This window comes from Alishewanella sp. d11 (assembly GCF_049390205.1).
Taxonomy (GTDB): Bacteria; Pseudomonadota; Gammaproteobacteria; order Enterobacterales; family Alteromonadaceae; genus Alishewanella.
On record NZ_CP186547.1, the window covers coordinates 184,467 to 209,111 of the forward strand.

The following is a 24,645-nucleotide window of genomic DNA, read 5'->3' on the forward strand; positions in this document are numbered from 1 at the left end:
CTAAGGCGGGTTAGTAATGTTCATATCATCGGGCAAAACCTACCAGTACAAAGGCGTAACTTTTGACTGGCACGACTACCTTGGCCCCATCATGCTAAACCGCAAAACCTTTAATGAACGCCCTTGGCGGGTAGTAAAACGCAGACAGTGGGCTTTATTTGCCAAGTGGTACAAGCTCAGCAAAGAACAGAAAGAGCTTTATAGAATTAACTAACAGGAATTAAGGAATCAAAATGGCAAGAGGCGTAAACAAAGTCATCATCATCGGCAACTTGGGTGCTGATCCAGAAGTGCGTTACATGCCACAAGGTGGCGCTGTTGCCAATCTTACAGTAGCAACCAGTGAGCGCTACAAAGACAAGAACACTGGCGAACCAAAGGACGTTACCGAGTGGCACCGCGTAGTGATTTACCAGCGCTTAGCGGAAATTGCCGGCGAATACCTGCGCAAAGGCAGCAAGGTGTATATCGAGGGTAAATTAAAAACCCGCAAGTGGACCGACAAAGACGGTATCGAGCGCTATACCACTGAGATTGTTGCCAACGAACTGCAAATGCTAGACGGCAACCCAGCAGGCCAGCAAGGTGGTCAGTCAAATGGCAATCAAGGACAGAAGCCGCAGCAGCAAAGGCCGCAGCAGCAATCCGGTGGTTATCAGTCAAACAACCAAAGGCCAGCAGCACAAGCGCAGCAACCAGCTCAGCAACGCATGCCAATGCCAGGCGGTTATGCCAACAATATGGCAGGCAAGCCGATGGAGCCACCCATTGATTTTGACGATGATATTCCCTTTTAAGATGACATAAATTTAATTGTAAAGCGCTGGCGTGTAGTGGTTGCACTATACGCCGCAAAAAATGAGAAATGCTATGAATAACCAAATTACAGTGCTTACAACAGACCAAGTTTGTGCCAGATACGGCTGGAGCGCGACAACCTTATGGCGCAAGCAGCGCACAAAGGAAGTTGGATCTTTGGCTTTCCCGCTTGCTGATTTTGAAGGCAACCCAAATAAGTGGTTGATCAGCACGCTGGAAGCGTGGGAAACGGAAAACCGCCAGCTAAAGCGGGAACGGCAAGCGGCATTAATCAAGCATACTGCGGCTTAGCGCGCGGTATGCTTTTTAAACGCAACAACATTGCTATCAGCAGCGTTCGTTACCAAATGATTGTACCAGGTAATATACGCATGCTCTTGGTCTTTAAGATAATCGTGCTTGTTATATACCGCCATAACGCCAGCGAGCTTGTGGCCAAGCATTTTTTCAATAATATAGGGCGGGATCCCCAGCTCAGATAACGATGTATCTAACGTGCGGCGTAAGTCGTGCAGCCCCCAATCATCTAAACCCAAATGCTTGCTAATGCGGCTTGTTATGCTAACTAAGCTTTGGCCGCTTACTGGCTTATCAACCCCCGTTTTGTAAGAGTCTTCAACTGGCACTAAATATTGCGATTCAGGATAAAAATCCATTAAGCGCTGAATGTACGGCACAAATGGATCTGGTATTGGCCTGCGTACAGTGTGGCCGGCTTTGGTGTCTGTTGCTTTCCAAACGCGGTTCTTTAAATCCCAGTCTGATTTTAATGAGGTTCTAAGCTCTACGGTTCGGCAGCCGTAAAGCAGCACTAATATAGTAACCAACCTATTTCTGTCACCGATCAATCGTGTTTCGTGCAAATACGGCCAAAGCTTTTTCAGCTCAGCATCTACCAGCCTACGCTCGCCAATTTCTTCTTTTTTGCCGATATCGGTTACCCGTAAATCATCCAGCGCTGTGCAGTCTGCGTACCTGTGTACTCTACAAAACCGCAGCGCTTGCTTTAATTTGCTAAGCAGGATCCCAGCTTGTACCGGTGCGTTTTCGCTAACCTTTTTAAACATGGCGATCCAGTGGCGGGTTTCTGTTAGCTCCAGTGGCACATCACCCATAAACGGATATACGTGATTAGCAAAAAGCTTTTTGACCTTACCGGCAGATTTTAGGTTTTTATCTACATATTCCGTCAGAAAGTAGTCCAGCGCCATTTTTACCGTTACAGGCCCCAAGTTTAATTTGGTACCCATTTTATTTTCAAAACGTGGATCAATGCCCTTCGCAGCACTGCGTTTTGCTTCTTCATTCAGCTCCCGCGCATCGCTTAAGCTAAGCTCTGGATAATTGCCAAAACGGATCCTAGCCGGCTTATTTTGCCAACGGTACCGTCGTTGAAATGTAATTAAACCCTTTGGTGATATCCGCACAGATAGGCCATCCCGATCTGCTATTTCAGCTGGGCCGTTGTAGGGTTTGCCGCTTATGCTGCGTAGTTTTGTATCGCTAAGTGCCATATTAAAACCAATTTGGTACACATTTGGTACACAGTTTGTCTGATAGTAAGCGATAGATCAATGCAAAAGTTTGAAATGATAGAGCCTGAAAAGCAGTGTAATAATCAGCAATGGCGAGGGGTTGGTGGTAAAGCGTGAATTGATTAGAAGTGGTGTGAAAAATGGGGAGTGACTTAAACCAAGGGTCACTTGTTTAATTAAGAAAGAAATTCAGCATCTTGCTGTGCAGTTAATGGCTTAAACGAAAAGCCATCTGCAGAACGTTGACAACTGAAGTAAAAAAAGCAGCGCTATACTAACACTAAGCGCCTGGGCTTACCAGACAACGGCAGGCTTTGCTTTCGCCATTTAACCACAAGCCATTTAAGGCAACTTGCCGGCTTAGCAAACTGGTTAGAAAACTGTCGTTGGTACTGCACAACGGACCACTGGCGTAAGGCCCGGCATACATCAGTTGGCCATTGTCAAATAACAGTACGGCTGGCACAGCGGGGATCATCAAGCCCGCCTTGGCAATAACGTCAGCAGAAAGATAATGCTGACGACTGCTTGGTACTTGATAATTATCAGCAAACAGTTCGACATGCGAGCGAGCAAAGCGTGAGCAACCACAGTGTTTATCTAATACATGCACTACTTGCCAACCCTGTTCAACCGGAATGTTGAGTTGCGGCAAGGTAATAGCCGCGGTACCATAATGCCACTGCTGCTCTGCATCAAAGGTGCCATAATGGGCAAAACCAAACCGATACAGCAGCACACTGGTCAACATTATCCACGCACTCAATAAGCCAATCGCCGCCCAAACGCGTTGACGCGCAGTCAATACTAAAATAGCAAACTCCTTCAGCAGATAGCTGCCACAGCCAATGCAACAATGACGCACTGGCCACTTAAATAAACAAAACGAGTATAAGCCAAAGGTGGCGATAGCATCGTATTAACCGGCATTATAACAGTCCGCAAAGCGCACCGTACTAAACTGGCAAAATACGCGCTTTGTAGTATAAATACTATATGCGCAAGCGAAGTTGCACGTAATTGGCAACTTAAGCTACCGGCATTGGAGGTAATAATGAAACCGATTTTCCAAAGCGTCAGCTGCCCCTTTTGTGGCTACCAAACCGATATTTGCATAGAAGCCAGTGATGAAGATCAAGATTATGTCGAAGATTGCAGCAACTGCTGTAATCCTATGCATATTCGGGTACATAAAGATGATCTGCAGCACAAGGTGCAAGTGTTTGTCGATGCCGACGATGAGCAGTACTACTAGCAACCAACAGCAGCGCCTGTTATCTTACTTGGCCAATCGCTCAGCCAACACCCGCTCCACCGTGCGAATAATGGTCACCGTTTGCTGATCTAACTCGATATTCAGCTTATCGCCTAGCTGCTTCTCGCCCAAGGTGGTGAGTGCCAAGGTTTCTGGGATCAGATACAAACTAAAGCCTGTCGCATCCACCTCGCCGACCGTTAAACTACAGCCTTCTACCGCAATAAAGCCTTTAGGTTGCACATAAGCCAATAACTCTGGATCCAGACGCAGCTGCAAATGGCAATTTTGTGCATCTTGCTGTTTTGCCACTAATTCTGCCGTACCTTGAATATGACCAGACACAATGTGTCCACCAATCTCATCACCAAAACGTAAGGAGCGCTCAAAATTCACTTTACTACCAACTTGCAATAACCCTAAATTGGTTTTTGCTAGGGTCTCGGCAATCACATCAAAATACACCCAGCCCGCCGCGCTATCAAAGTCGGTGGCAGTTAGGCAGGTACCATTAATGGCGATACTGGCACCACGCTGTAACTGTTGTAAAAATTGCGGAGCAACCTGCAGCTTAAATCGACGTAAGCCTGGCAAATCGTCAATTTGGCCGATCGTCGCGCTGCTTTGCACTATTCCAGTAAACATAAAACCTCAAATGTGATAAATTGCGCGCTTTAAATCGCGTTATAAAATAGAACGGTCACCATGTTACCCTTTTCCCGCTTTGAAGCCAGAACCATCCTGAAACTATCTGGGCCCATTGTGTTAGCACAGCTAACGCAAACCCTAATGTATTTTGTTGATACAGTGATGGCCGGTCGATATAGCGCCATGGACATGGCCGCCATTGCCGTCGCATCGGGCTTATGGCTACCCGTAGTGTTGACCATGCAAGGGCTATTATTAGCATTGACCCCTATTATTGCCCAGTTCTATGGCAGTAAACAAACACAAGATGTCAGTCACTTTACGTTACAAGGGCTCTATTTGGGTTTGCTGTTAGCGGCAATATTATTTGTGTTGATGCTGTTTGCTGATATTCCGCTGGCCAAACTGAATATGGATGCAGCGCTGCGCGAGAAAACCTTAGAGTACCTCTATTACGTCAGCTTCGGTTTATTCCCTGCCGCCGGTTACATGGTTATGCGCAATTTATTTGAGGGGCTGGGTAATACCAAAGCCAGTATGTGGATTGCCTTTGTTGGCATTTTAGTGAATATCCCCGCTAACTATATTTTTATTTACGGTAAATTCGGCATGCCCGCCCTAGGCGGTGCCGGTTGCGGCGTGGCCACCAGTTTGGTTTTCTGTGCCATGTTTATTGCTATGCTGATTTATGGTTATACCAGCCGTAGCACCCGCCCTTATCGGCACTGGCCTAAAACCCTCTGGCTGAGTGTCAAAGATCAATGGCAAATTATTCGCATCGGCACCCCTATCGCCTGCTCGATCTTTTTTGAAGTCACACTGTTTGCCTGTATTCCCCTGGTCATTGTGCACTTAGGCCCCATTATGGTGGCCGGACATCAAGTAGCGCATAACTACAGTGCCATTGTCTTTATGTTGCCGTTGTCGTTGGGCTTAGCCGCGACCATTCGTGTCGGTCATTTGGTCGGTCAAAATAACTTACAAGAGCTGAAAAAAGCTATTAGCACCGCCATTATTCTCTCCATGGCGATGTCTATCGGCACCGTGATTTTCACCTTGCTGTTCCGCAGTCAAGTGGCTAGCCTTTACACCTCTGATGTTGAGGTGATTGCCTTAGCCAGTTCGTTACTGATTTTGGCAGCAATTTATCAATTTTCAGATGCCATACAAGTGGTTGCCGCCTGTGCGCTGCGCGGCATGAAAATTACCAAGCCGGTGTTTTTTATTACCTTAATTGCCTATTGGCCAATCGGTTTTGGTTTTGGTGCCGTATTAGGATTAACCAATTGGCTTGTTGAACCGATGGGGGCTCATGGGTTTTGGATCGGCATCATAGTTGGTCTTACCGTCGCTGCTATCGCTTTAGCTATTATTTTACGTAAACAGCTAAATAGGATGGAACATGCACATCTTAAAGGCGCTGCCACTTAGCCTGTTACTGGCGCTAATTTGCTTAAGCCTGTTGGGGTGTAAAGACCCCGCGGGTACTGCCGAATTACACGATTACCAACAGCGCTTGCAGCGTGTACTTCAGCTTGAAACAACACCAGTTAAACCTGCCGCAGGCCTGGCTTTTCCGGCTAAATCAGCCTTACAGCAGCCCCTGCCCGAGTTACGTATAGATTTGTTAGATGCCTTTGCCACCCGTAGCTGTGGCTTAGATATGCTGATTGCCGAACGCAATAGCAGTATGGGGAAAGTGTTTACCGCCAGCAAACGCTTAGATTACGAAGTACGCTTTTTAGCGACACTGGAGCGCTGTTTACAGCAAGACTGGCAAGAACCGCTAAAATCGCAACTTGCTGCAGTGTATCAAGAAAAAGCGCAAAGCATTGATATAGCATTAAATAATATGCTGCAAACCGATAATACCTTACGTAAGCGTTGGCTTGCCGCTGATCGTGGCGTAGGCAGCAAAGACGCAACAGGTTTTAACGAAACCTTAGGTGCTTTACAACAATTCGTGGACTTAAAACAGGCGATTGCACGGCAAGATTGGTATAGCGCCAGTAAAATTGATCCCGAGGCGGCACTGCAAGTGCTGCACCATACCGAGTTTTTATCTGAGCTACAATTTAGCTTACGCTACGCCAATAGTTGGTTCGCTACCGTCAACCCCACTTTATTAGCGATAGAGCCTGCAAGTCTTTGCCCGCGCGGCCCAACTGAGCAATTGACCATTCTTAGCACGGTGTTTCGAAAATATTTTATTGCGGAAGTGCAAGCCTACTTGGCTGAACTGACACGTTATCAGCAACAAAGTTGGCCATTGATCCTCGCCTTATATGAAGATAGCCTGATGTTGCCCGTACTAACTGAGCGTTATCACACTCAAGCCGAACAGTTACAACAGCAGCTACTTCAACATATTGGTTGGTATCAACAACTAAATCAACGCTGCCCCGTAGGCTTAACCGGCTAATTTTCAGGCAAACACTGCAAAGATTGCGAAAAACACTTGCCAAGCCGCCAGCAGCGCAATAACATAGCCGCCGTTGTCAGGCATTCGCCGCAACATAAAGTGTGCGTCCTTAGCTCAGCTGGTTAGAGCACCACCTTGACATGGTGGGGGTCGGTGGTTCGAACCCACTAGGACGCACCAAAAATTCTTAACAAAAACAGCACCTTAATGGTGCTATTTTTGTTTCTGATTTCACTTTGGAAAAGCTTGGAAAAGCTTTGGATAAGCTAATCACGAATTCAAACAAAAATATCCTGCGAAATTTAGCTAAAATCTTCCGTCAAAACGCATAAATCTCATCCGCTCTAATTGTTAATTTATTGCAGAAGCTACCTAAAACCATTCGAATCATGTAAACCTTTCTATTGGCTTCATATTTAGATTTGACGATTCATCATGGTCAACAAATAAAGGACATATTTATGACAGCTTCAAAACAGTAAGCTATCAGGTATATCTTCACTATGAGCGATTAGCGGACAACAGTATATTTATATGAAGATACATAAGTTTATCTAAAGCCAACACTACAGTACCACGCGTCATGCGCAAGAGCATGAAACAACGCTGTTTTCCACCAGTTTATGTGTTGACCTCTTGCTGCCGCATGTTTGCGACTAAGAGCTTCTGCAACTCCAGCAGCTTGCTGTTCTTGAAAGTAAAACTCCAACTCTCCTTTCAATACGGCTAATTCTGTTGCCGCTTGAACTTTAAAACGAGCAGCCAACTTGAAATCCTTGAAATGGCTTTTAACTCGTTCTTTATCAATATCTTGCCAATGAGTAGGTGGAATGGCCGAAAACTTAATGGATGGCGGGCTAGATTGCTGTTCAACTTCTGCATACAACCATTGCTCGTTAACGAAATGCCCATGGTCAAAATATGGATGTAGTGATTGATTCCCTTTAGTCGTTGCAAGGCTGCTGCTCTTACCCTTGTTGCAGTCTGCACAGCTTGGTACAAGATTTATAGCTAAAACAGAAAAACAAGGATAATTTGCTTTAGCGAGATAGTGATCTAAAGTCGTTACATGTCCGAAACCACAGTATGGGCATATATTCAATGGAGCACTCATCTTCAGTTGGTCATAATATGAGCGAGCAGGTTTTTTAGCTGGAACCATGTGACTTGAGTATAGGCTCTTTAGTTCTCCCTTAGTTACCTGCCCAACAATGATTGAGGAATCATCGCCAGTAAAAGCCGGTAATTGGAACAAATCAGCACGCGCCACTTTTACTTCAAAATCGCTTGCAGTTAAATTCAGTTGTGGGGTGACAGCATTAATCTTATTGACGAGATTTTGATCTGCAATACTACCAACGCAACTCGTTAATACATCGGAAAAACCAATTTGAGGCGGACTAATTGCTCTCATTAGCAACCTCTCTGTTAGATAAAATAGCTCGCAGAACTGCCTGAGCTTCAAAGCCTAATTGATTATCATATTTTTCAATTATTTCTTCAAAAGACCTATTATCTTCAACCTCTTGTGCCAAAAGGGAGTGGAAACCAGATTTAGTCACTTCTAAGCCAAAAACCTCTCTAGTTAAGATCCCTACATTTTCGCCAAAAGTTTCGCTTTCAGGTCTGAATGCCCGACCTTCATTTCTTGTTCTTTCTAATTTCCAGACGCAACATTTTGGTACTTCTTGCAGAACCACTGGAGAGTGTGTAGCGATAATGGATACAGCATTGCGATCAACGAGTAAATCAGACAGAGCGCGAGTGAATGCCGAAAGTAGTGGTGGATGAAGATGACTTTCTGGCTCATCTATTAGAACTAGAGTCTTTTCTTCGATTGTTTCAATCAGGTTTGTTATTGCGAGTAAAACGATAGTATGTCCCGAACTCATTCGCTCGACAAGGCTGAAGGCTGATTTTTGTACCTCCGTAATTCGTTCTAGATTGCCAAGTCTAGTCAAATCCATCGCAGCAAAGTTATCGTCTGACTCGAGCGTTTTGATAGCTTTTAACCATCTTTTTTTCTTACTTTCTAAACCGAAACACTGAGTCAAACTTGTCACAAAATTTTCGCGAAGCAATTGTATATTTTTTAACTCATTGACTTCAGGAGCGTCGTTCTTTTTCAAGCCTATGTAAAAGTAGCAAGTTCCAGCACTTCTATCAGGGCGATTTTTAGGGGGTATAAACGGATCAAATGCACTAAAGGAAATCGACGTTATGCTACTAAAATAATCTTCTGGCAGTAGTTGTTCGTGTCTGTGATACATACAGCTAAACACACCAACGTCTAAAATTTTAGATTCCGATCTTTCTATCCCGGCTTGAACCATGTGGTTAAGTATTGTTGTTTTACCTACTCCATTTCGTCCGATTAATACGTGGATGTTTGTTGGGGGAGTTGATTTAGGGATTACCTGAAAACTTAAATCTACTTCGGCACTTTTTTCAGTTTTCGCTTTTCTATACCGAAAATTAAATTCCGATAAGGGAGCTTCATTGTTAATAATGCGTGAAAACTGCCCATGTATGACAGATAAACTTACTGTTCGAAGTAAAGACGTTTTGAATACTGATTCATCTGAAGCAATAGCATAAGCTTGTTTTGAAAAAGCTATGTCATTTAGCTTCGTTAATATTTGATCGCCCAACTCTTTGCTCAAAGAATTTCGAATATTTTTGTAGTAGTCTTCGTCTTGACCAAGACTAAAAGCTGATTCTGGGAATTGAGAGAACGTCTCTGGCATTATTTCAGAAACCCAGCCTTGTTCAAACCCAACGTTACCGACTTTCATCGAACCGATGTCAATTCGGTTGCCATTTTCGTCAAAAACGATCAAATAGAATTTAGTTTTGAATGAATAATCGTCCCAGTTATCTGCAATTAAATATGCGACTAAACGTCCTGAGCTAGGGATAGTGCCTCTATACGTAACCTTTCTGAAAGTAAGTTCCATCTAAAAATCCGAGTTAAGCTAGTCTAGTTATTTTACTATCAACGTATAATACTGAATAGCCATCAATAAACTAGACATTTTTCGGCCGCTTTTGGAACTGATCGGTCATAGCTAATGAAAGGCAGCTATAAGCGAAAAGCTGACTTAGCACTAGGCAATGCGACATGTCGGAGTAACTACTTGTCACAAGCTGCCTTTTAGCTGAGAGAGTTAGCTGAACGATTTCAGGCTCTTGTTTGACCCATTATATTCATCGCCAACCATATATTTTTTTGATTTTAAACTTTCATCAATATTTTTGGTTGCAAATACTAATTGAAAATCTACCTCATAGCTTGATAAAGCCTCGACTACAACTTTTTGAAAATTCTGTGACCGATTATCTTCCATTCCACCATTTTCAATACCATCTAACACTAAAAATCGAGGTAAACGAACGTATTTTTTCTCTAGAGATACCATTAATAATGCTACGTGGAATGCGTTATTCAATAAAACTGTTCCGCTCTCTGAAAACGCAGTTTTTCCATTCACAGATACACTGTTGCCTGCAAAGTCAAACTCAACAATATTTGCATCCTTAAATTCTTTCTCTGCTCCATTGTCTTTTCGTAGTAGTGAGCAGAGCTTTTCTGAAATAAGAGCGTTAATCTCAGGTTCTCGCTTGAGCCTTTGCATTCCGATCGAATCAATTCTATCTTTTAAACTATTAACTTCAGCTTGGACATTATCTCTTTCAGAACGTAACTCAAGCAAAGAGTTATGCAATTCCGCAATTTTATCTAATGTTTGTAATTTTTCCTCGAGCTCACCTGTTTGCCGATACAGTTCAAAAATTTGTTTTTCTTTGGTTGCGTCGACCGAGCTCATTATGGCTGTTACTTTACTTATCTGCTTACGAAAATCCGTCCTTAGCTCTTTACGTTTATTTATAAGCTCATTTAATTTTGCTCTTTTATTTTCTAATAACTTTTCGGACTCACGGAGCTGAATTTCTATTTCATTTTTCATTCTCAAAAGGCTATTAGATTTCTCTTTCGATTCAATTAGATCACCACATAAACAGCAACAGTCTTTGGCTTTTTCTTTTAGAGGCTTGTGACAACTTGGGCAAGAAGAGAATTTAAATCCGCCCATCAATCCTTCAACTTTTATTGAATCTGTCAATGCACATTTTTTATCCAGAAGCTCTGACACGAAATCTTCAGAATCTAAAATGTTATAATTTAGCTGTTGTATTTCAGTTTCAACTTCAAGCAATTTACTCCGAATTGCTATGCTGTCTTTGGCAGATGTCTCTGTCTCTTTCTTTTCCGAATCGTATGAAAAGAAAGATTCATCTTTTATCTTCATAATTTCAACATTAATTGAGGCTATTTCATTTAAAATTGAATTTTTTTGTTCATCTAAAGTACCATAATCTGATCCAAAAGAAGTCTTTCCGACAACTGATTGGATAGCTTGAAGTTTAGCTACTATCTTTTGTAATTTTTTCTCTTCCTCAACAAGCTTTATTTTTGCTTCATACAACTCATTGTCATAGAGGCCCAATAGATATTTACCTACAGACTCTCTTTTAAAAGCAGAATCGAATGGTTCATTGTTAAAAATTGCGCGGGAGGTGTTTGACTGATCAGCGTATAGGAGTCGATATATCTGGTGTAAAGTTATATTATTATTGTTAGCATCTGCTTTTGCTTCGGGTATACCAAGTACTTCAAACATTTGTTGTGAAAAGCTTGGCTTACTTCCAATTGCGTATGGAAAGCTAACCCAATTTGTAAGGGGAGAACGTAATGCTGTATCCATGTCAGAAAAACAAAAATCCATTGATTGCTTTTCGGTGCCGTTATTTTTACGTCTGATTGTTAGAGCATTACCATTTATTGTTAGCCCTACAAATATGTTATTACATTGACCTGCTTCATCTTTCCAGTTTGGAACTTCGTAACCCAATCCATACATTAGAAGCTGAATAACAGAAGTTTTACCAGAACCATTGTGACCGAATAATACATTTATTCCAGAATGAAAATTCTCATCAAAAGCGACTTGAGAACCTCTCTTTACATAAAGCCTATCCACCCTCAAAGTCGGTTTAATTAACATCGTATTTGTAATCCATTAGATTTGTTATCTTTTTCAATCCATCAGACCCCGCGATTGAAATTGGAGTCAAATTAGATATAATGAAGTTTATTGCTTGACTAGATATACTATTCACCTTTGATTCAGCCAACGTCTTCAATCCCTCAGGTATGTTCGCAAGCGCAACGCGATATTTAGAGGTATCACTATCTAACTGTAAAACTCCTATTTCAACAAAACGCTCAATAACAATGAAATGCATCTCTTTCATTGCATTAAAAAGACCCTTTGGATCAAAGTTCTGATATCGATTTCTATATTTCTTAAATTCTTTCCTTTCAATGAATTTATCTCTTGGCACTGATAACTTTTCAATATGCGCAGGATTTGCAATTAAAAAATCAAATATTCGAAGTGCTTCACTCTCGACTGTTTCTGTCTTCCAGGAAATTAGCAACGATGTCATTCGTAGTAACGAATGATTTGCATCTAACGCTTTGTTGTATAGAAGCATTATCTCCACTCCAAGTGGCAGTTCCCCGTTAGGAAATAAACCATTCCATTGATCTGGCGGTTATAAATTTCTAAAACATTTTCACCGAGATGAGTTTGAATTTCTTGTTCTAAGTGAGTTCGAAACAGTAATTTGAGAGCGGATTCCTCTCTTACTGTTAATAATTCACTCTTAATTTTTGCGTTGAAAATTGACTCAACCTCAGCTAGCAAATAAGTAATGATTTTCTGTGCAGATTTATAGTGTTGATTTCTAATGATTAACTTACTAACTTCTTCTTTAAGCTGCTCTCCCGCATCAATAACATAAGAAAAGCCAGCTTCATTGAGCTTTTCTTTTAGATCTCTAATGTCATATTTCTCATTGCTGTAGTGAGTCAGCTCATCGATAATCACGTGAGTTAATTCTTGATTTGATTTTTCCTCAATATACCTCTGAGAAAGTAATTCCATTTGCGTTGGTGTGGGGAGAATGTTAGTGATCTTGTCCCGTCCGACAACATCTCCACCCGCCCTGATATTTCTGAACCAATTCAACATCTACTTTTGAACCTTGTCTCTACCGACGACGTCACCACCAGCTTGCACATTTTTTATATTACTCTTATTACCACCATTAAAGTTCAAAGTAACCCTAATTCCAAGACCTAACACAGCTAAAACAGCTACAACAATCAAGCCAATTGTCATTAAATTATCCATGTTTCCCTCTCAAATTTATTAATTTACCCATACAGTGAGTGATAATTTGCACTGTCTATCAATTTAGCTGGTGGCTTAGCATCCGAAAGTCGAGCGTTTATTTCGTTTGTTTAGAGTCTTGCCCATAGAAAACTAACGATATTGTTCCTCTTTTTCAACATATTTCTCTGTTCGATTTATAATGTCTTCAGACAAAATCTATTGAGACAGTCCGCTAATTACTCTTAACATGACCACAGAGTATTTCATTTGGGGTTATATGGTGGATCAATTTGGGAAAATTTATGCAAAGCGAAAACTAAAAGTCCACTTTTGGCACAAAGCCCTCAAAATGAAGCTCACTATTTAACTAGTTAACAATAAAACCGCTCCGTTAGCTGAACTTGGCGTGACCACATCTTACACCAGAGCTCGGCTAAGTAACGATAATCCGTTTGCAGAGTCACTGTTCCGCACCTGCAAATACCGGCCGGACTGGCCATCAGCAGGCTTTAAAAGCCTTGATGAAGCAAGAACGTGGGTACTAAAATTTACGCGCTGGTACAACTACGAGCATAAACACAGTAAGTTGCGTTTCGTGACACCGCACCTACGTCATACCGTTCAGGACGTTGCGATACTGGCGCGACGCAAAGAACGGGTTAAAGCGGCGAAAGCAGCAAATCCAAGCCGCTGCGGAAACCGCGAAGTCCGAAACTGCACACCGGTGGGGCCGACAACGCTGAATCCAGAAAAAAAATTAGTTAAAAAGGTACAAAAACAGGCCGCTTAAAACGGCCAATGGTGACAACTAGCTTGAAAAACGCCGCCTGTGGCGGTTATGACAGTTGGCCTTTTTCTGGTTTGCAGGAAGCACCTTAAGCTGAATCTGCCTCATCTAAAGAGAAGAGATTTTTGTTAATTAGCTCCTCTAACTGACTAAGTGCAATATAGGTTCTTGGGTCACCAGGTTCTACCCCTAGATAAGTGAAAACAGGGGTTGTAATATTTGAGTCGCTTTTATCAAAATATTGAATTTGATATGGCTGAATTTGAATATTCACATTGCCATGATATAGCTCCCCATCCTCAATGACTTTAACGCCTTTCCTTTTAAGATGAGCCAAAGCCGCAGTGTTAATAGTTGACTCTGACATCGGAAAGCCTTTCCTGATATCTTTATCAATATCGATGATGTAAAAGGGAGTTTCCGGACTGGAAAGATTGGAGTAGTAACTTAAAGCTGAAAGATTACCCCGCAAACTAAGATCGCTCATTGAATGACGCGCTATAGAAACGGGAGCACTATAAATAGCGGAAAATAGCACATTTCTTTTACCCCACAACGCTACTCTTAGAGGTTTAAACATGATGTGGTACGTTTTATTTTTCCGGTTAATAGTGACAATCCCCTTAGCTTCTAGCTCCGCTAATGCGCGAGATATAGCTGCTTTAGATGCATCAATCTTCACATCACCAGTTTTAAAGAGCCTTGGCAGCAAGCCTTCCAGGTAAAAGACGCACAGAAGCGTGGCCAGTATTCCGAGCTTTTTGTTATTTTTCACGGGAGACAATTTGCGACCAGCAAAGAGTAGAAACTGAGGAAGGTAACAATAAGAATCAGGGACAATTAAACCAATCTTATTAACGAGAGCAATTTTCTCAAGTAAAGGATAGTGCACTTTGCTATGGATAACAGTAGGCCAACTAAACTCAGCCTCTCGAATTTTTCTCAAAGAAAACTGTATCTCTTGGATTGGCACCGCATCGGGCTTCAGACTCAAACAAAGAAATTCAAAACCACCTATCTTGAGTAGGCTTGAGTCAAACCAGTGTTTAGCCGCCCAGGGCATAGTTATATCAAGCGGAGTTATCTCGACTGAAATATCAAAATACTTATTTATGAACTCTGTTAACTCTTTACCCACCTAAAAACCTGTCTGAAATTTGCACACGCATTGATAGTAACGCATATGCATTACTATCGCAATCATGCGAAACAATATTAACTCATGCGTTTGTATTTATTAAAATTATTTAAAATGATTAAATCTAAAACAACTTTTAACAAGAAAGTTCGCCAATGATATTTTTTTCAATGCGTAACAATCTTTAGGCAACTTTATGCAAGCAATAGAGGGAGCTAAGTAGCACAGTCGTCATTTAAGCTGACAAGGTAGCCGTTTACCGGCAGATAAGCGCCCAGTACCTTCGATTCTCATCCTGGGTGCAATTATTTTAAACCGCTCATTTTACTAATATTCCCAATACCATTTCTTACAGCACTGTTATAGTGCATACCCTGAATAAAAAATGTCAGTTTATAAGTGCAGAAAAGCTTGTAAAGATTTGACTGGCTTTTGCATAAAATTTCATTAAGGTTAGTGAGCTCATTAACGATATTTAAGGAGCACAACAAAGTGACCATAGGCCAATACTTATTACTCTCGTTACTCACGTTTTCTTTCACTATAGCAATCGGTTACTACCTACTAATTGCTCCTAGGTTGCGAAAGGATAAAGCATCAACCGACTTAACAGACACGGATACCGACTATCACACAGCTCAGTTATATCGTGTTGAAGGCCGACAAATACTGGTTATCCCCCGCGAGTGCGAGTTGGATTTCAATAACATAAAACTGAGTCGTGTATCAGGTGTATTGATGGTTTACCCACAAAGTCTGAATGGTTCTGAACTGGCTGAGCGTATATTGGCAAAAGCACCCAACCCTGTTGATGATAACTCGAGACAACAATAAACACGACATTAGTAGAACACTAACTAAACTGGTCGAATTCGACCAGTTTAGTTGGCTTTGAGAGGGGCTTTATCATAGTAAACTGAAAATTTTTCTAACAGTAAACACTCACTCATTCGATAACATCCAGCTCATGCTTTGGGCCAAGCGGAAAAATACGAGCAAGATCTCCCGCGAGCGCAATATCGTCATCGGTCAGAGCTTGGTCAGTATGTTTTGTCACAATAAGTGACGAGGAGTCAGGTTGTGATTCAAAACGCATAATATCACCAATTTTTATTCCTAACTCCTGACACAAGGCGTCTGGTAATGCTATCTCATTTTGCAAACCTAGCGTTACTCGATAACTCATATGCTCTCCTATTAACCATGAGGTAAGCTATAACTAGCTCTATCAAAATTGATATTGGTCGTGAGATATAAAATAGCATAACATCATCCTATCTAGCTGGTTCAATTCAAATAAATTGAATACACTGGACACAAGCAAACTGAATAATGGGACGATATGAACGGACATAAAATTATCTACATCGACATGGATGACACGCTTTGTGACTATCAGACTATGCATGACACTGCACGGGCATTACAGCCTGATATCCCCTACCCTCAGAGTCAGGCAGGATTTTTTCTGAATCTACCACCCTACGAAAATGCGATCGAGACTGCTAGTTGGTTGTTTGAACAACCTGAGTTTTTGGTGTTGCTGCTAACAGCCCCTTCAGTACATAACCCGCTCTGCTATACCGAGAAACGACTCTGGGTTGAGCGCCATTTTGGCTTTAAACATTGCCACCGTTTGATTATTAGTGCGCATAAAGGACTCTCTCGAGGAGATTTTCTGATTGACGATAAAAAATCAGGTTTTGGCCAAGAGGACTTTCAGGGTGAATTAATCCATTATGGCAGCGATCAATTCCCAAATTGGGCCAGTGTTAAAGCGTATTTCGTTGAGATCTTACGCCAGAAGAGCACAGGCAACTAAGTCTGTTCCACCTGGTCTATCAGTTTGCCGTACCAGCTTAATAGCTCGTGGTAACTGTGAAATTTGTTTTTTAAAACAAACGTCGTTCCGTTATCCAGGCTAATAAACGATATTGTAAGCTTCCCAGCTTTTCGCTCAACATTTGGTAAATTGAGCAATGTGCGTCCTGCAGTATGCCAGCGTTCAAGCTGCTTTCTAAACTGCGCCTCATTAACTTCAACAATATTCACACAAAATAACTTTTAACATTAAGTAAATACAATGCATACAAGCTGATTAAAATTATCAACCTTTTCGGCTCATCTCATAGATGCTATGGGAGGTACGTTTTTCGGTTTAGTTTACTATGCGCATGCGTGGTTTAGAAACTTAAGATTTTGGAGATGTATTGAGGTTTATTGACAGCAGAAAGAGTGAATATATTTGATAAGAGAAATTAATTTTAACATTAAGATAACCAGGTGGATTAATTAAGGCAACCACCTGGTAAACACTGCAGATTTTAGTTAGGTTAGGCTACATTAGATATCTCATCTAAGTCACTTAATTTTTTACGCGTTGGTAACTCAATTGCGTTAAGCATCCTTATTATTGATCTTCCAACGGCGTAAGCAAGGTTAACAGGTACTGCGTTACCTATCTGCTTATATTGAGCTGTTATCGGCCCAGAAAAAACCCATTGATCTGGGAATGTTTGTATTCTGGCATATTCTCTAACGGTTAACGGTCTTGTATCATCAGGATGACAACGTTCAGTTTGTTTTTGAGCTGGTGCGCATGTAAGTGTTAGACTCGGCTCATTCCAGCTTAGTCTTCTTGCCATGCCGGTCTTACCGCCACCTAGATGCAAGCTTCCTTTCATATACTCAACTTGAACATCGTAAGGAAGGTCTCGCCAATATCCCCCTGGTGGAACCATTGCCATAATCTCAGCTTTTCTTGCGGGGTACTTTTGTCCATTTGAAAGAGGTACATCTTCTGGGTATAACTCACCAGCCTTTAGTGCGTCACTCAAATTCATTATTCTCTTGTATGGAGAGGGCCATGAAAAATCAACATCACTAATAAGTTCTTTTCGTACAGCAACTATAAACAAACGCTCTCTTTTTTGTGGGACTTGATAAAATACTGCCTTTAGCAATTTACAACCAAGAATTTCATAGCCCAATTCATCGATAATTGATTTGATAGTTTCAAGCGTTTTGCCATTGTCATGCTTTAGCAAGCCCCTAACATTTTCTGCTAGGATCACTTTGGGCTGTATTTCCTTAACAGCTCTTGCAAATTCAAAAAATAAAGTTCCGCGTGTATCTTCAAACCCTAACTTTTTGCCTGCATAAGAAAATGCTTGGCAAGGAAACCCTCCTGATAACACATCGACTTGACCTTTTAAATGAGTGAAACTTATCTTAGAGATGTCACCTTGAACAACATTCCAGCTCGGTCTATTTTCTTTTAGGGTTTTACAGGCGTGTTGATCAAGTTCATTTAGCAAAACAGATTTAAAACCAGCTTTTTCCATCCCTAAAGCTAGTCCCCCTGCTCCGGCGAAAAGCTCCACAATTGAATAATCGCTTAAAGGTTTGGTTAAGAACTCAGAATCCCAGTTGCTATCAAATAGCTGCTGGACTTGCTCAAAAGACTCTATCTGATCTCGAGTGTATAAACGATAGTTGTTGTCTCCATCCCTATCAGGCACTAATTTACCGGAAGTTTCCCAACGACGAAGGGTTTCTTTTGAAACACCTAAAATGTCTGCAACTTCAGCAATTGTGAAAAAATCCTTTTTCGTATTTGCTCCATACATAATAAAAATTCCGCGCAACATTGGTCATGGTTACAAGTATATATTTATACAGTACTCATGTCAAACATTACGCATGGTTATTTTTGTTAACCAAATGCTTTATTGAAATAAAGTGCAAAGAGATGCTTGTCTTCAATGACAAACTCAGGCATTCCGAACTCATTCTTAATGATTTTTTCTATCACTAGTGGAAGTGCGTTATAAAAGTTCTTAAGCGCATCATACTCACCAGTTACAAGATGGTAAAAAGAAGCACCGTCAATCATTCTCACCATTTCATGTGCAGGTACTTTAGAACCAATACTTCTATCAGAAGGTACAAATGGAATATCGAATCTTGTGGGTGTTTTGGGGATAATATTAACAAAATATGCAGTAAAACCGTAATAAGTACTGCTTTTCTTAGTTACCTTGTCTGACAAAGAGTTGTATTCATCTGCTAATCGACCACCAGTAAGAGTATTGTATTTATTCTTTACTTCAGCAATTATTTTTTTACTTGTTGAGCGCAAATCAACTTCCCCGCCAACAGTCATGTCCTCCCAGCCTTTAACAGAGCCTAGAATTTTCTGATGCATGTTACCGATATGATTAGTGAGAGTTTTCTGACATTGTCTAACCATCTCAGATTCTTTCCATGTTTGATGATTAAAACCTGATACAGCAGCATCAAAGATGGTTGCAAAAGGGTCAATAACATTTTTTTCAAATTCGACTTGTACAGATTGTTTTCTTTGGAATCCGATAGATAAGATGTGTCGGACAATTGCTTCAAAATCAGTGTCAGTAATGTATGACAAGTAAGGCATAAGTGCTCCTTATTAGTGAATATCCATGTTAAACCTGCTAGTTGCAAGTAAACAGCTAACGAACTTTTGCACTTTAATATCAGTTAAAGTGCTTATTTTGCTCTAAATCAGAGACAAAGTGCTGTTCTTGTAACTAACTTAGACAAATCTGATGGGCTTGTCACTACTCTAGTGAAAATTAACACTATTTATACAAAATCAAGTAATATCATACTTGCAAATTAAGTGGCAAAGGTATGCGCGTTGATGAGCCGAGATTTCAACCGTGCGCTTAAAACGAGCTAATCCTTTGTCAGATTTCGGCATCTAAATGCTCTCGCTAAATTTTAGCCTTGCGATACTAAAGGAATAGTTATGTACGAAAAAGAATTAGAAGCAATATTGCCACGCTGCTTTGAAATGTATGATTTTATGGCGGAGCACGTTGAGCAGCTACAGCATCTTGAAGCAATGCCTGAGCTCAAATTGCGAATGGCCTTTCAGTCAGGCATTTTGTCATTTGAACATGGCCTATCTTCTCTTAAGTTAATTGCTGATGGTTTTACATCATCAGGCTTTGCATTAATGCGCCCGCAATATGAAAGTCTGCTATGCGGATTTTGGCTAATGTACGCAGATACTGAAGCATGGTTTAACAAACTTTCAACAGCAGGCAAAGTTAGCCCTGACGAGATAAAGAAGCTTGAAACGCCCTTAATCGGGGTGATGCTAAAAGATCTTGAAAAGTCGAATGCTCCAGCTCACATTCTTAGGCAGTTGAATGATTTTAGAGGCATCAACAATTCAGCGTTTAACAGTTTTACTCACAGTGGTCTTGCCGCACTTGTCAGCAATGGAGTAGGTTATGAACCCAAGGTGATCTATGATTCTCTTCGAAACTGTAACGCTGTTGCTGCTATAAATATGCAAATGCTGTCAATTCTAACTGGATATGAGGAAGCCATGGAGCCGGTCAGAAAGATGCATCATCACTTCGTCGATTGCTTGCCAATTATTCATGGTTAAATATTAAGTTTATCTGAGCTTAGTATTTGCGGACATTAACCACTTCGCCATTGTGCCTAATCACCATAATTTTAGCGCCAGGCTGAAGCTGGCTAAACAGATCAGCATAATGCCTGGCATAAGTTTTTATAACAGGGAGGTTTAATACTTCCCCATTCTCGTCGCAATACTCCAGCGTTAAATTCATACCATTATCGACAGGTATTGCACTATGGCTAAGATAGCAATCCTTTAATTCATAACTGACATTCTGAGGTATGGTAATCACATGCTTAGGAGGTAATCTAGGAGGGGGATTAACTTTGGGTTTTGTAAATTTTTGCTTAGTCCTATAAGCAAGCTTTGGATTATACTGCCAACTCTCAGCATCTGGATGATTCCAAACAGTCTTACCATCTAAGCCAAAAATATCTTTTTCAACGTCTTCAAGTTTGAAAGAATTTAATGAATGGGTATTAAGTGTAATTTCTAATGTGAAAGCTTTGGCTGAAATAATTTTAGCTGTCTTAGTTCTATCTATACCATGCGTTACCGTAATTTCCACATTCACAATCCAACCATTTGATGTGGTTAATCTCACATCGGTAATCGTACCTGTAGTTTCGTCACGACTTTCAAGTTCTGCGGCGGTAATTGTCACGGAATCACTTTTTTCGCCACCTAGTAATTTAGGTATGTATTTGCCTTCCTCAGTACGAGGTATCTTGAATACCTTCTCTGTTCCAACGGCATTCTTGAGGCACTGCTTGGCAAAAGCGTGTAGAACGGACTCATTAGTTGCACCGCAATCCGATGAATCTTTACAGTGTCTAAAATAATGCTGACGGATTTCTCCAAGGCATGCCTCTAATGCAACACTGCAATTGGGGCATATACAGTTACATGCAAGCCCTCGCTCCGCAAGTGATAAGTCTTCAATTGATACAAATACGCCATTTCGCAGTGCATACCTGAGTTCAGTCGCAACATGTCTAGGTTCTCTCATTATCACTCGCTATTAGCCCTGATTAAATAACTTATCAGAATATCAGGTTGGCTCACTATCATGCTCACGGACGCTATACATGTGCAGATGATCGTCAAGGCACAGGTAAAACTCCTTCAGAAACTCTTGCATGCTCTGAGTTTCAGAATGCACCCAATCAAAGAACAATTCGAAAAATGGCTCTCTAAACTCATTGTCATCAGGCGCACCAACAGCATCAAATATTATATCGAGAATAGATTCTGAAAAAGGAATAATGAAGTCGCAATCCATTGCCTCAGAAACCTTATTAGCAGCTTTTGCTTGCTCAGCAGCAATACAGAAGAGGTCAGATATTGTATTCTCATCAACCGTTCGTTTTGCGAAGGGCATTACCCGCTCGGCCATTAATACTCTCTCTTAAAATGAATGAACAAAAATTTAAATCAGTAAAGTAAGCTGCGTAATTCCGCAGCTAAAAACTTTTGCACTTTAATATCTATTAAAGTGCGTCTTTTACTCTAAATCAGAGACAAAGTACTGTTCTTGTATCTAACTTAGACAACTCTGATGGGCTTGTCACTAGTCTAGAGAAAATTAACATTAATCACACAAATAAAGGAACGATATAAACGAATACAGAACTAGATCTCAATTTTTTTAAGTTGATTGATACATGAAGTAACCGCATCGAAGAACTCAGCTGGACAATCAATTATTGCATTCGAATGAACAAACTGATTTCGCACAGATGCAATCCAGCGTAGCTTTTTAGTTAATGCTTGAGGTAATTGATTCTCAATAGACGTTGTATATTCATGCAATCCTTTACCTTCAGCTGAAAATCTAGTCTTTAAGATATTCTCTAACAACTTTGAGCCTTTTATCACTAACTCATATTGGTTTACTGTTAAGGGATCAAGTGACTTAAATGAAATCTCTTCTTCAGTGTCAATTTCTGTTTCTGCATGCTCTAATTTTGCGTATTTGTTTTTTTTAGATAGCTTATCTATGTAATGCCCTACTAGAACGCCAATAATTGCACCTGGCAATTTAAATAACGCAATACCAATTACAAAACCGATTATCTTACCTAACATGAAGTATCTCTAAAGTTCTATAAATTAAACCCTGAACAACTAAGATTCTTGTTTAACTTTTGCTATGACCACTAGTCATTATTAAAGTGTAAATATTTAGCTATTTCAGAGACAAAGTACTGTTCTTGTATCTAACTTAGACAAATCTGATGGGCTTGTCACTAGTCTAGTGAAAATTAACACTAATTACACAAATCAAGACGCTCGATCACTCTAGTTCGTCTAATATGCTACCGTACCAAGTTAATAGCTGCTGATAGCTATCGAACGACTTCTTGAGTGAGTAGCACGTTATGTTGTCAACGCTGATGACTGATATTCTTAACTTGTGATCACGTTTTTCAATTCTAGGCAGGTTTAAGAGAGTTCGTCCTACTGATTTCCATCTCCACAGCTGTTGCCTGAATTGAGCTTCATTAACTTCTAGCGTCTCCATACTAAAACTCACTTTAAATTTTACGTAACGTAAATGTAGATAAATTTAACCAGTTTTTCAAACAACAAACTGAGCAACTCAGGACTACCACTTTTACTACTTCAGCCTTATACTGTATATTCATACATATATCGAGGTGTAATATGACAGTTGAAATACTCGGTCAAGTATCGTCGTGCAGTGCAATTCTGCTTCCACTTTTTAGTAATAAGGTGTCAGCTGGATTCCCCTCACCTGCACAAGATTACGTTGAAACATCGTTAGACCTAAACGAACTTTGTATTAAGCATCCTGCGGCTACGTTTTTCGTTAAGGTTAGTGGTGATTCGATGAGGGGCGCTGGTATTTACGACAAAGATATCTTGATTGTGGATCGCTCATTAACCGCGAAACATGGTGATTTTGTTGTGGCATCTATAAATCGTGAGTTCACAGTCAAAGAGCTTTGTTTGCGTCCCAGCATACAGCTGATACCTCATAACCCAGCATTTGAAACTATCGTTATCAAAGATACTGATGAGTTTGAGCTGTTTGGCGTAGTAACGAACATCGTACGTAATATCATAAAAACATGACATCTAAATGCTTTGCACTTGTCGACTGTAACAACTTCTATGCTAGCTGCGAGAAGCTATTCAGGCCGGACATTAAAGATGCTGCTGTCGTTGTACTGTCGAATAATGATGGCTGTGTTGTAGCGCGTTCGAAAGAAGCTAAAGCACTCGGTATTAAAATGGGTGTACCCGCTTTTCAGATACGTGAACATATAGAGAACGGTAAGTTACTGGCTTTCTCATCTAACTACGCGCTGTATGCTGATTTATCAGCACGAGTGATGACAACACTAGAGCAACTCGCGCCAACTGTTGAGGTCTACTCTATTGATGAAGCTTTTCTTGACCTGACTGGTGTCAGTAATTGCGTTGACCTAACTCAATTTGGTCAGCAAGTTCGCAGTACCATTCAACAATGGATTGGTATTACCGTATGTGTTGGCATCGCTCCGACTAAAACACTGGCTAAGTTAGCAAATCATGCGGCTAAGAAATGGACAAAAGCAGGCGGTGTTGTTGATCTGACAAACAGAGAACGGCAACGCAAATTGATGAGCTTGCTGCCTGTTAGTGAAGTATGGGGGATTGGAGGCAAGTTAACCGTAAAATTGAATAAACTCGGGATCTATACTGTTCTTGACCTAGCTGATGCTGAACCTGCTTTTATGCGACAGCAATTTTCTGTAGTGGTATCTCGTATTGTACAAGAGCTAAACGGTGAATCATGTTTGGAACTGGAACAAGTAGCACCGACTAAAAAGGAAATTGTAAGTTCACGCTCATTTGGTGAAAGAATTATCTGTAAACAGCAGATGCAGGAAGCGATTAGTGAGTATGTCAGCCGTGCTTGCCAAAAACTGCGTAAAGAGCAACAAGTAGCAAAGCAATTGAGTATTTTTCTACGAACCAGCCCATTCAGCGATAAAGACCGTGATCCATATTATTCAAATAGTATCAGTACTTCACTTGTAACACCGAGCGCTGACACTCGTGATTTCATTAGCCTTGCAAACAAACTACTTGATAAGATCTGGCGTGACGGTTATCGCTACGCAAAAGCAGGAGTGATGCTGTCAGATTTTTACGATGAAGGTGTATATCAAGGTAGCCTTTTTGAGCCTGAACCGCCAAGCTATCAGAGTAAAGCTCTTATGACTGTTATTGATAAACTTAATGACAGTGGTAAAGGCAAGGTCTGGTTTGCCAGTCAGGGTATAAAGCAAGACTGGTCAATGAAGCGCGGCATGTTGTCACCACAATACACTACCAGTTGGGTTGATTTACCCTTAGTTAAATAGCTGC

Annotated in this window: 28 protein-coding genes, 1 tRNA gene and 1 pseudogene; 13 read left to right on the forward strand and 17 right to left on the reverse strand. The window is 40.9% G+C overall.

The genetic code is table 11. The features are described 5' to 3' along the window. Positions 1 to 16: 16 nt before the first annotated feature. The 3 genes from ACO1PK_RS00940 to ACO1PK_RS00950 all read left to right on the forward strand — a co-directional run bounded on the left by ACO1PK_RS00940 (position 17) and on the right by ACO1PK_RS00950 (position 1,110). Positions 17 to 214 (forward strand): hypothetical protein, encoded by a 198-nt coding sequence (locus tag ACO1PK_RS00940; RefSeq protein WP_423186813.1) that lies wholly within the window; start codon positions 17 to 19, stop codon positions 212 to 214. A 19-nt stretch (positions 215 to 233) separates the two neighbouring features. Next, the gene (gene ssb / locus ACO1PK_RS00945; protein WP_423186814.1) at positions 234 to 797 is read left to right on the forward strand and encodes a single-stranded DNA-binding protein; all 564 of its coding nucleotides are present in this window, start codon (positions 234 to 236) and stop codon (positions 795 to 797) included. Positions 798 to 870: 73 nt separating this feature from the next. After that, complete coding sequence (locus ACO1PK_RS00950; protein ID WP_423186815.1) at positions 871 to 1,110, forward strand: hypothetical protein; 240 nt, start codon at positions 871 to 873, stop codon at positions 1,108 to 1,110. Here the strand turns inward: ACO1PK_RS00950 and ACO1PK_RS00955 are convergent. Together ACO1PK_RS00955 and ACO1PK_RS00960 are read right to left on the reverse strand one after the other, a co-directional pair. Then, positions 1,107 to 2,333: a tyrosine-type recombinase/integrase gene (locus ACO1PK_RS00955; RefSeq protein ID WP_423186816.1), complete on the reverse strand. Its 1,227-nt coding sequence runs from the start codon at positions 2,331 to 2,333 to the stop codon at positions 1,107 to 1,109. The two genes, ACO1PK_RS00950 and ACO1PK_RS00955, sit on opposite strands and share 4 nt — an antisense overlap. A gap of 301 nt (positions 2,334 to 2,634) precedes the next feature. Further along, entirely contained in the window at positions 2,635 to 3,219 is a 585-nt protein-coding gene (locus ACO1PK_RS00960; RefSeq protein ID WP_423186817.1) for a DUF6436 domain-containing protein, read from the reverse strand. A gap of 189 nt (positions 3,220 to 3,408) precedes the next feature. On the opposite strand from ACO1PK_RS00960, the gene ACO1PK_RS00965 reads away from it, so the two are divergent. Further along, positions 3,409 to 3,609: a CPXCG motif-containing cysteine-rich protein gene (locus tag ACO1PK_RS00965; RefSeq protein ID WP_423186818.1), complete on the forward strand. Its 201-nt coding sequence runs from the start codon at positions 3,409 to 3,411 to the stop codon at positions 3,607 to 3,609. A 24-nt stretch (positions 3,610 to 3,633) separates the two neighbouring features. Here the strand turns inward: ACO1PK_RS00965 and ACO1PK_RS00970 are convergent, their stop codons facing one another. Beyond that, positions 3,634 to 4,254, reverse strand: coding sequence for a riboflavin synthase subunit alpha (locus ACO1PK_RS00970; protein ID WP_423186819.1), 621 nt, complete (start codon positions 4,252 to 4,254; stop codon positions 3,634 to 3,636). Between the two features lie 60 nt (positions 4,255 to 4,314). On the opposite strand from ACO1PK_RS00970, the gene ACO1PK_RS00975 reads away from it, so the two are divergent. The 3 genes from ACO1PK_RS00975 (at position 4,315) to ACO1PK_RS00985 (ending at position 6,859) form a co-directional block, all read left to right on the forward strand. Further along, complete coding sequence (locus tag ACO1PK_RS00975; RefSeq protein ID WP_423186820.1) at positions 4,315 to 5,688, forward strand: MATE family efflux transporter; 1,374 nt, start codon at positions 4,315 to 4,317, stop codon at positions 5,686 to 5,688. Then, positions 5,660 to 6,679 carry a DUF3080 family protein gene (locus ACO1PK_RS00980; protein WP_423186821.1) on the forward strand — a complete coding sequence of 340 codons (1,020 nt, stop codon included), beginning with the start codon at positions 5,660 to 5,662 and terminating at the stop codon, positions 6,677 to 6,679. The genes ACO1PK_RS00975 and ACO1PK_RS00980 overlap by 29 nt, the downstream gene beginning before the upstream one ends. A 103-nt stretch (positions 6,680 to 6,782) precedes the next feature. Next, positions 6,783 to 6,859, forward strand: a tRNA-Val gene (locus tag ACO1PK_RS00985). A 370-nt stretch (positions 6,860 to 7,229) separates the two neighbouring features. Here ACO1PK_RS00985 and ACO1PK_RS00990 read toward each other — a convergent pair. From ACO1PK_RS00990 to ACO1PK_RS01015, 6 genes are all read right to left on the reverse strand, one after another. Further along, positions 7,230 to 8,093, reverse strand: a complete 864-nt coding sequence (locus ACO1PK_RS00990; RefSeq protein ID WP_423186822.1) for a hypothetical protein — start codon at positions 8,091 to 8,093, stop codon at positions 7,230 to 7,232. Further along, positions 8,080 to 9,636 carry an AAA family ATPase gene (locus ACO1PK_RS00995; RefSeq protein ID WP_423186823.1) on the reverse strand — a complete coding sequence of 519 codons (1,557 nt, stop codon included), beginning with the start codon at positions 9,634 to 9,636 and terminating at the stop codon, positions 8,080 to 8,082. Before ACO1PK_RS00995 ends, ACO1PK_RS00990 begins: the two co-directional genes overlap by 14 nt. A 210-nt stretch (positions 9,637 to 9,846) precedes the next feature. Next, on the reverse strand, positions 9,847 to 11,745 hold the full coding sequence (locus ACO1PK_RS01000; RefSeq protein WP_423186824.1) for an AAA family ATPase: 1,899 nt from the start codon (positions 11,743 to 11,745) through the stop codon (positions 9,847 to 9,849). Then, on the reverse strand, positions 11,735 to 12,238 hold the full coding sequence (locus ACO1PK_RS01005) for an ABC-three component system middle component 5 (protein ID WP_423186825.1): 504 nt from the start codon (positions 12,236 to 12,238) through the stop codon (positions 11,735 to 11,737). Before ACO1PK_RS01005 ends, ACO1PK_RS01000 begins: the two co-directional genes overlap by 11 nt. Then, the gene (locus ACO1PK_RS01010; protein WP_423186826.1) at positions 12,238 to 12,777 is read right to left on the reverse strand and encodes an ABC-three component system protein; all 540 of its coding nucleotides are present in this window, start codon (positions 12,775 to 12,777) and stop codon (positions 12,238 to 12,240) included. Before ACO1PK_RS01010 ends, ACO1PK_RS01005 begins: the two co-directional genes overlap by 1 nt. Further along, entirely contained in the window at positions 12,778 to 12,939 is a 162-nt protein-coding gene (locus ACO1PK_RS01015) for a hypothetical protein (RefSeq protein ID WP_423186827.1), read from the reverse strand. 367 nt (positions 12,940 to 13,306) lie between these two features. Here ACO1PK_RS01015 and ACO1PK_RS01020 point away from each other — a divergent pair. Further along, positions 13,307 to 13,711 (forward strand): annotated as a pseudogene (locus tag ACO1PK_RS01020) (integrase core domain-containing protein); the annotation flags it as partial. Positions 13,712 to 13,796: 85 nt separating this feature from the next. On the opposite strand, the gene ACO1PK_RS01025 reads toward ACO1PK_RS01020, so the two are convergent. Continuing rightward, positions 13,797 to 14,846, reverse strand: a complete 1,050-nt coding sequence (locus ACO1PK_RS01025) for a hypothetical protein (RefSeq protein ID WP_423186828.1) — start codon at positions 14,844 to 14,846, stop codon at positions 13,797 to 13,799. A gap of 492 nt (positions 14,847 to 15,338) precedes the next feature. On the opposite strand from ACO1PK_RS01025, the gene ACO1PK_RS01030 reads away from it, so the two are divergent. Then, positions 15,339 to 15,680, forward strand: a complete 342-nt coding sequence (locus ACO1PK_RS01030) for a hypothetical protein (protein ID WP_423186829.1) — start codon at positions 15,339 to 15,341, stop codon at positions 15,678 to 15,680. 112 nt (positions 15,681 to 15,792) lie between these two features. On the opposite strand, the gene ACO1PK_RS01035 is transcribed toward ACO1PK_RS01030, so the two are convergent. Further along, a complete protein-coding gene (locus ACO1PK_RS01035) occupies positions 15,793 to 16,032 on the reverse strand; it encodes a hypothetical protein (protein WP_423186830.1) in 240 nt (79 codons plus the stop codon). Positions 16,033 to 16,188: 156 nt separating this feature from the next. Between ACO1PK_RS01035 and ACO1PK_RS01040 the strand changes: the two genes are divergently transcribed. Further along, positions 16,189 to 16,668, forward strand: a complete 480-nt coding sequence (locus ACO1PK_RS01040; RefSeq protein WP_423186831.1) for a 5' nucleotidase, NT5C type — start codon at positions 16,189 to 16,191, stop codon at positions 16,666 to 16,668. Here ACO1PK_RS01040 and ACO1PK_RS01045 read toward each other — a convergent pair. The 3 genes from ACO1PK_RS01045 to ACO1PK_RS01055 form a co-directional block, all read right to left on the reverse strand. Then, on the reverse strand, positions 16,665 to 16,898 hold the full coding sequence (locus tag ACO1PK_RS01045; RefSeq protein WP_423186832.1) for a hypothetical protein: 234 nt from the start codon (positions 16,896 to 16,898) through the stop codon (positions 16,665 to 16,667). The genes ACO1PK_RS01040 and ACO1PK_RS01045 overlap by 4 nt on opposite strands. A gap of 281 nt (positions 16,899 to 17,179) precedes the next feature. Next, the gene (gene dcm / locus ACO1PK_RS01050; protein ID WP_423186833.1) at positions 17,180 to 18,475 is read right to left on the reverse strand and encodes a DNA (cytosine-5-)-methyltransferase; all 1,296 of its coding nucleotides are present in this window, start codon (positions 18,473 to 18,475) and stop codon (positions 17,180 to 17,182) included. 86 nt (positions 18,476 to 18,561) lie between these two features. Then, on the reverse strand, positions 18,562 to 19,284 hold the full coding sequence (locus ACO1PK_RS01055) for an Eco47II family restriction endonuclease (protein WP_423186834.1): 723 nt from the start codon (positions 19,282 to 19,284) through the stop codon (positions 18,562 to 18,564). Positions 19,285 to 19,638: 354 nt separating this feature from the next. Here ACO1PK_RS01055 and ACO1PK_RS01060 point away from each other — a divergent pair, with 354 nt between their 5' ends. Then, complete coding sequence (locus ACO1PK_RS01060) at positions 19,639 to 20,289, forward strand: DUF6988 family protein (protein WP_423186835.1); 651 nt, start codon at positions 19,639 to 19,641, stop codon at positions 20,287 to 20,289. Positions 20,290 to 20,308: 19 nt separating this feature from the next. On the opposite strand, the gene ACO1PK_RS01065 is transcribed toward ACO1PK_RS01060, so the two are convergent. From ACO1PK_RS01065 to ACO1PK_RS01075, 3 genes are all read right to left on the reverse strand, one after another. Beyond that, the gene (locus ACO1PK_RS01065; RefSeq protein WP_423186836.1) at positions 20,309 to 21,274 is read right to left on the reverse strand and encodes a hypothetical protein; all 966 of its coding nucleotides are present in this window, start codon (positions 21,272 to 21,274) and stop codon (positions 20,309 to 20,311) included. Between the two features lie 42 nt (positions 21,275 to 21,316). Then, positions 21,317 to 21,661, reverse strand: a complete 345-nt coding sequence (locus ACO1PK_RS01070; protein ID WP_423186837.1) for a hypothetical protein — start codon at positions 21,659 to 21,661, stop codon at positions 21,317 to 21,319. 236 nt (positions 21,662 to 21,897) lie between these two features. Next, positions 21,898 to 22,353 carry a hypothetical protein gene (locus ACO1PK_RS01075; protein ID WP_423186838.1) on the reverse strand — a complete coding sequence of 152 codons (456 nt, stop codon included), beginning with the start codon at positions 22,351 to 22,353 and terminating at the stop codon, positions 21,898 to 21,900. A gap of 579 nt (positions 22,354 to 22,932) precedes the next feature. On the opposite strand from ACO1PK_RS01075, the gene umuD reads away from it, so the two are divergent. Both umuD and umuC read left to right on the forward strand, forming a co-directional pair. After that, positions 22,933 to 23,364: a translesion error-prone DNA polymerase V autoproteolytic subunit gene (gene umuD, locus ACO1PK_RS01080; RefSeq protein ID WP_423186839.1), complete on the forward strand. Its 432-nt coding sequence runs from the start codon at positions 22,933 to 22,935 to the stop codon at positions 23,362 to 23,364. Next, a complete protein-coding gene (gene umuC, locus ACO1PK_RS01085) occupies positions 23,361 to 24,641 on the forward strand; it encodes a translesion error-prone DNA polymerase V subunit UmuC (RefSeq protein ID WP_423186840.1) in 1,281 nt (426 codons plus the stop codon). The genes umuD and umuC overlap by 4 nt, the downstream gene beginning before the upstream one ends. The last annotated feature ends 4 nt before the right edge of the window (positions 24,642 to 24,645 follow it).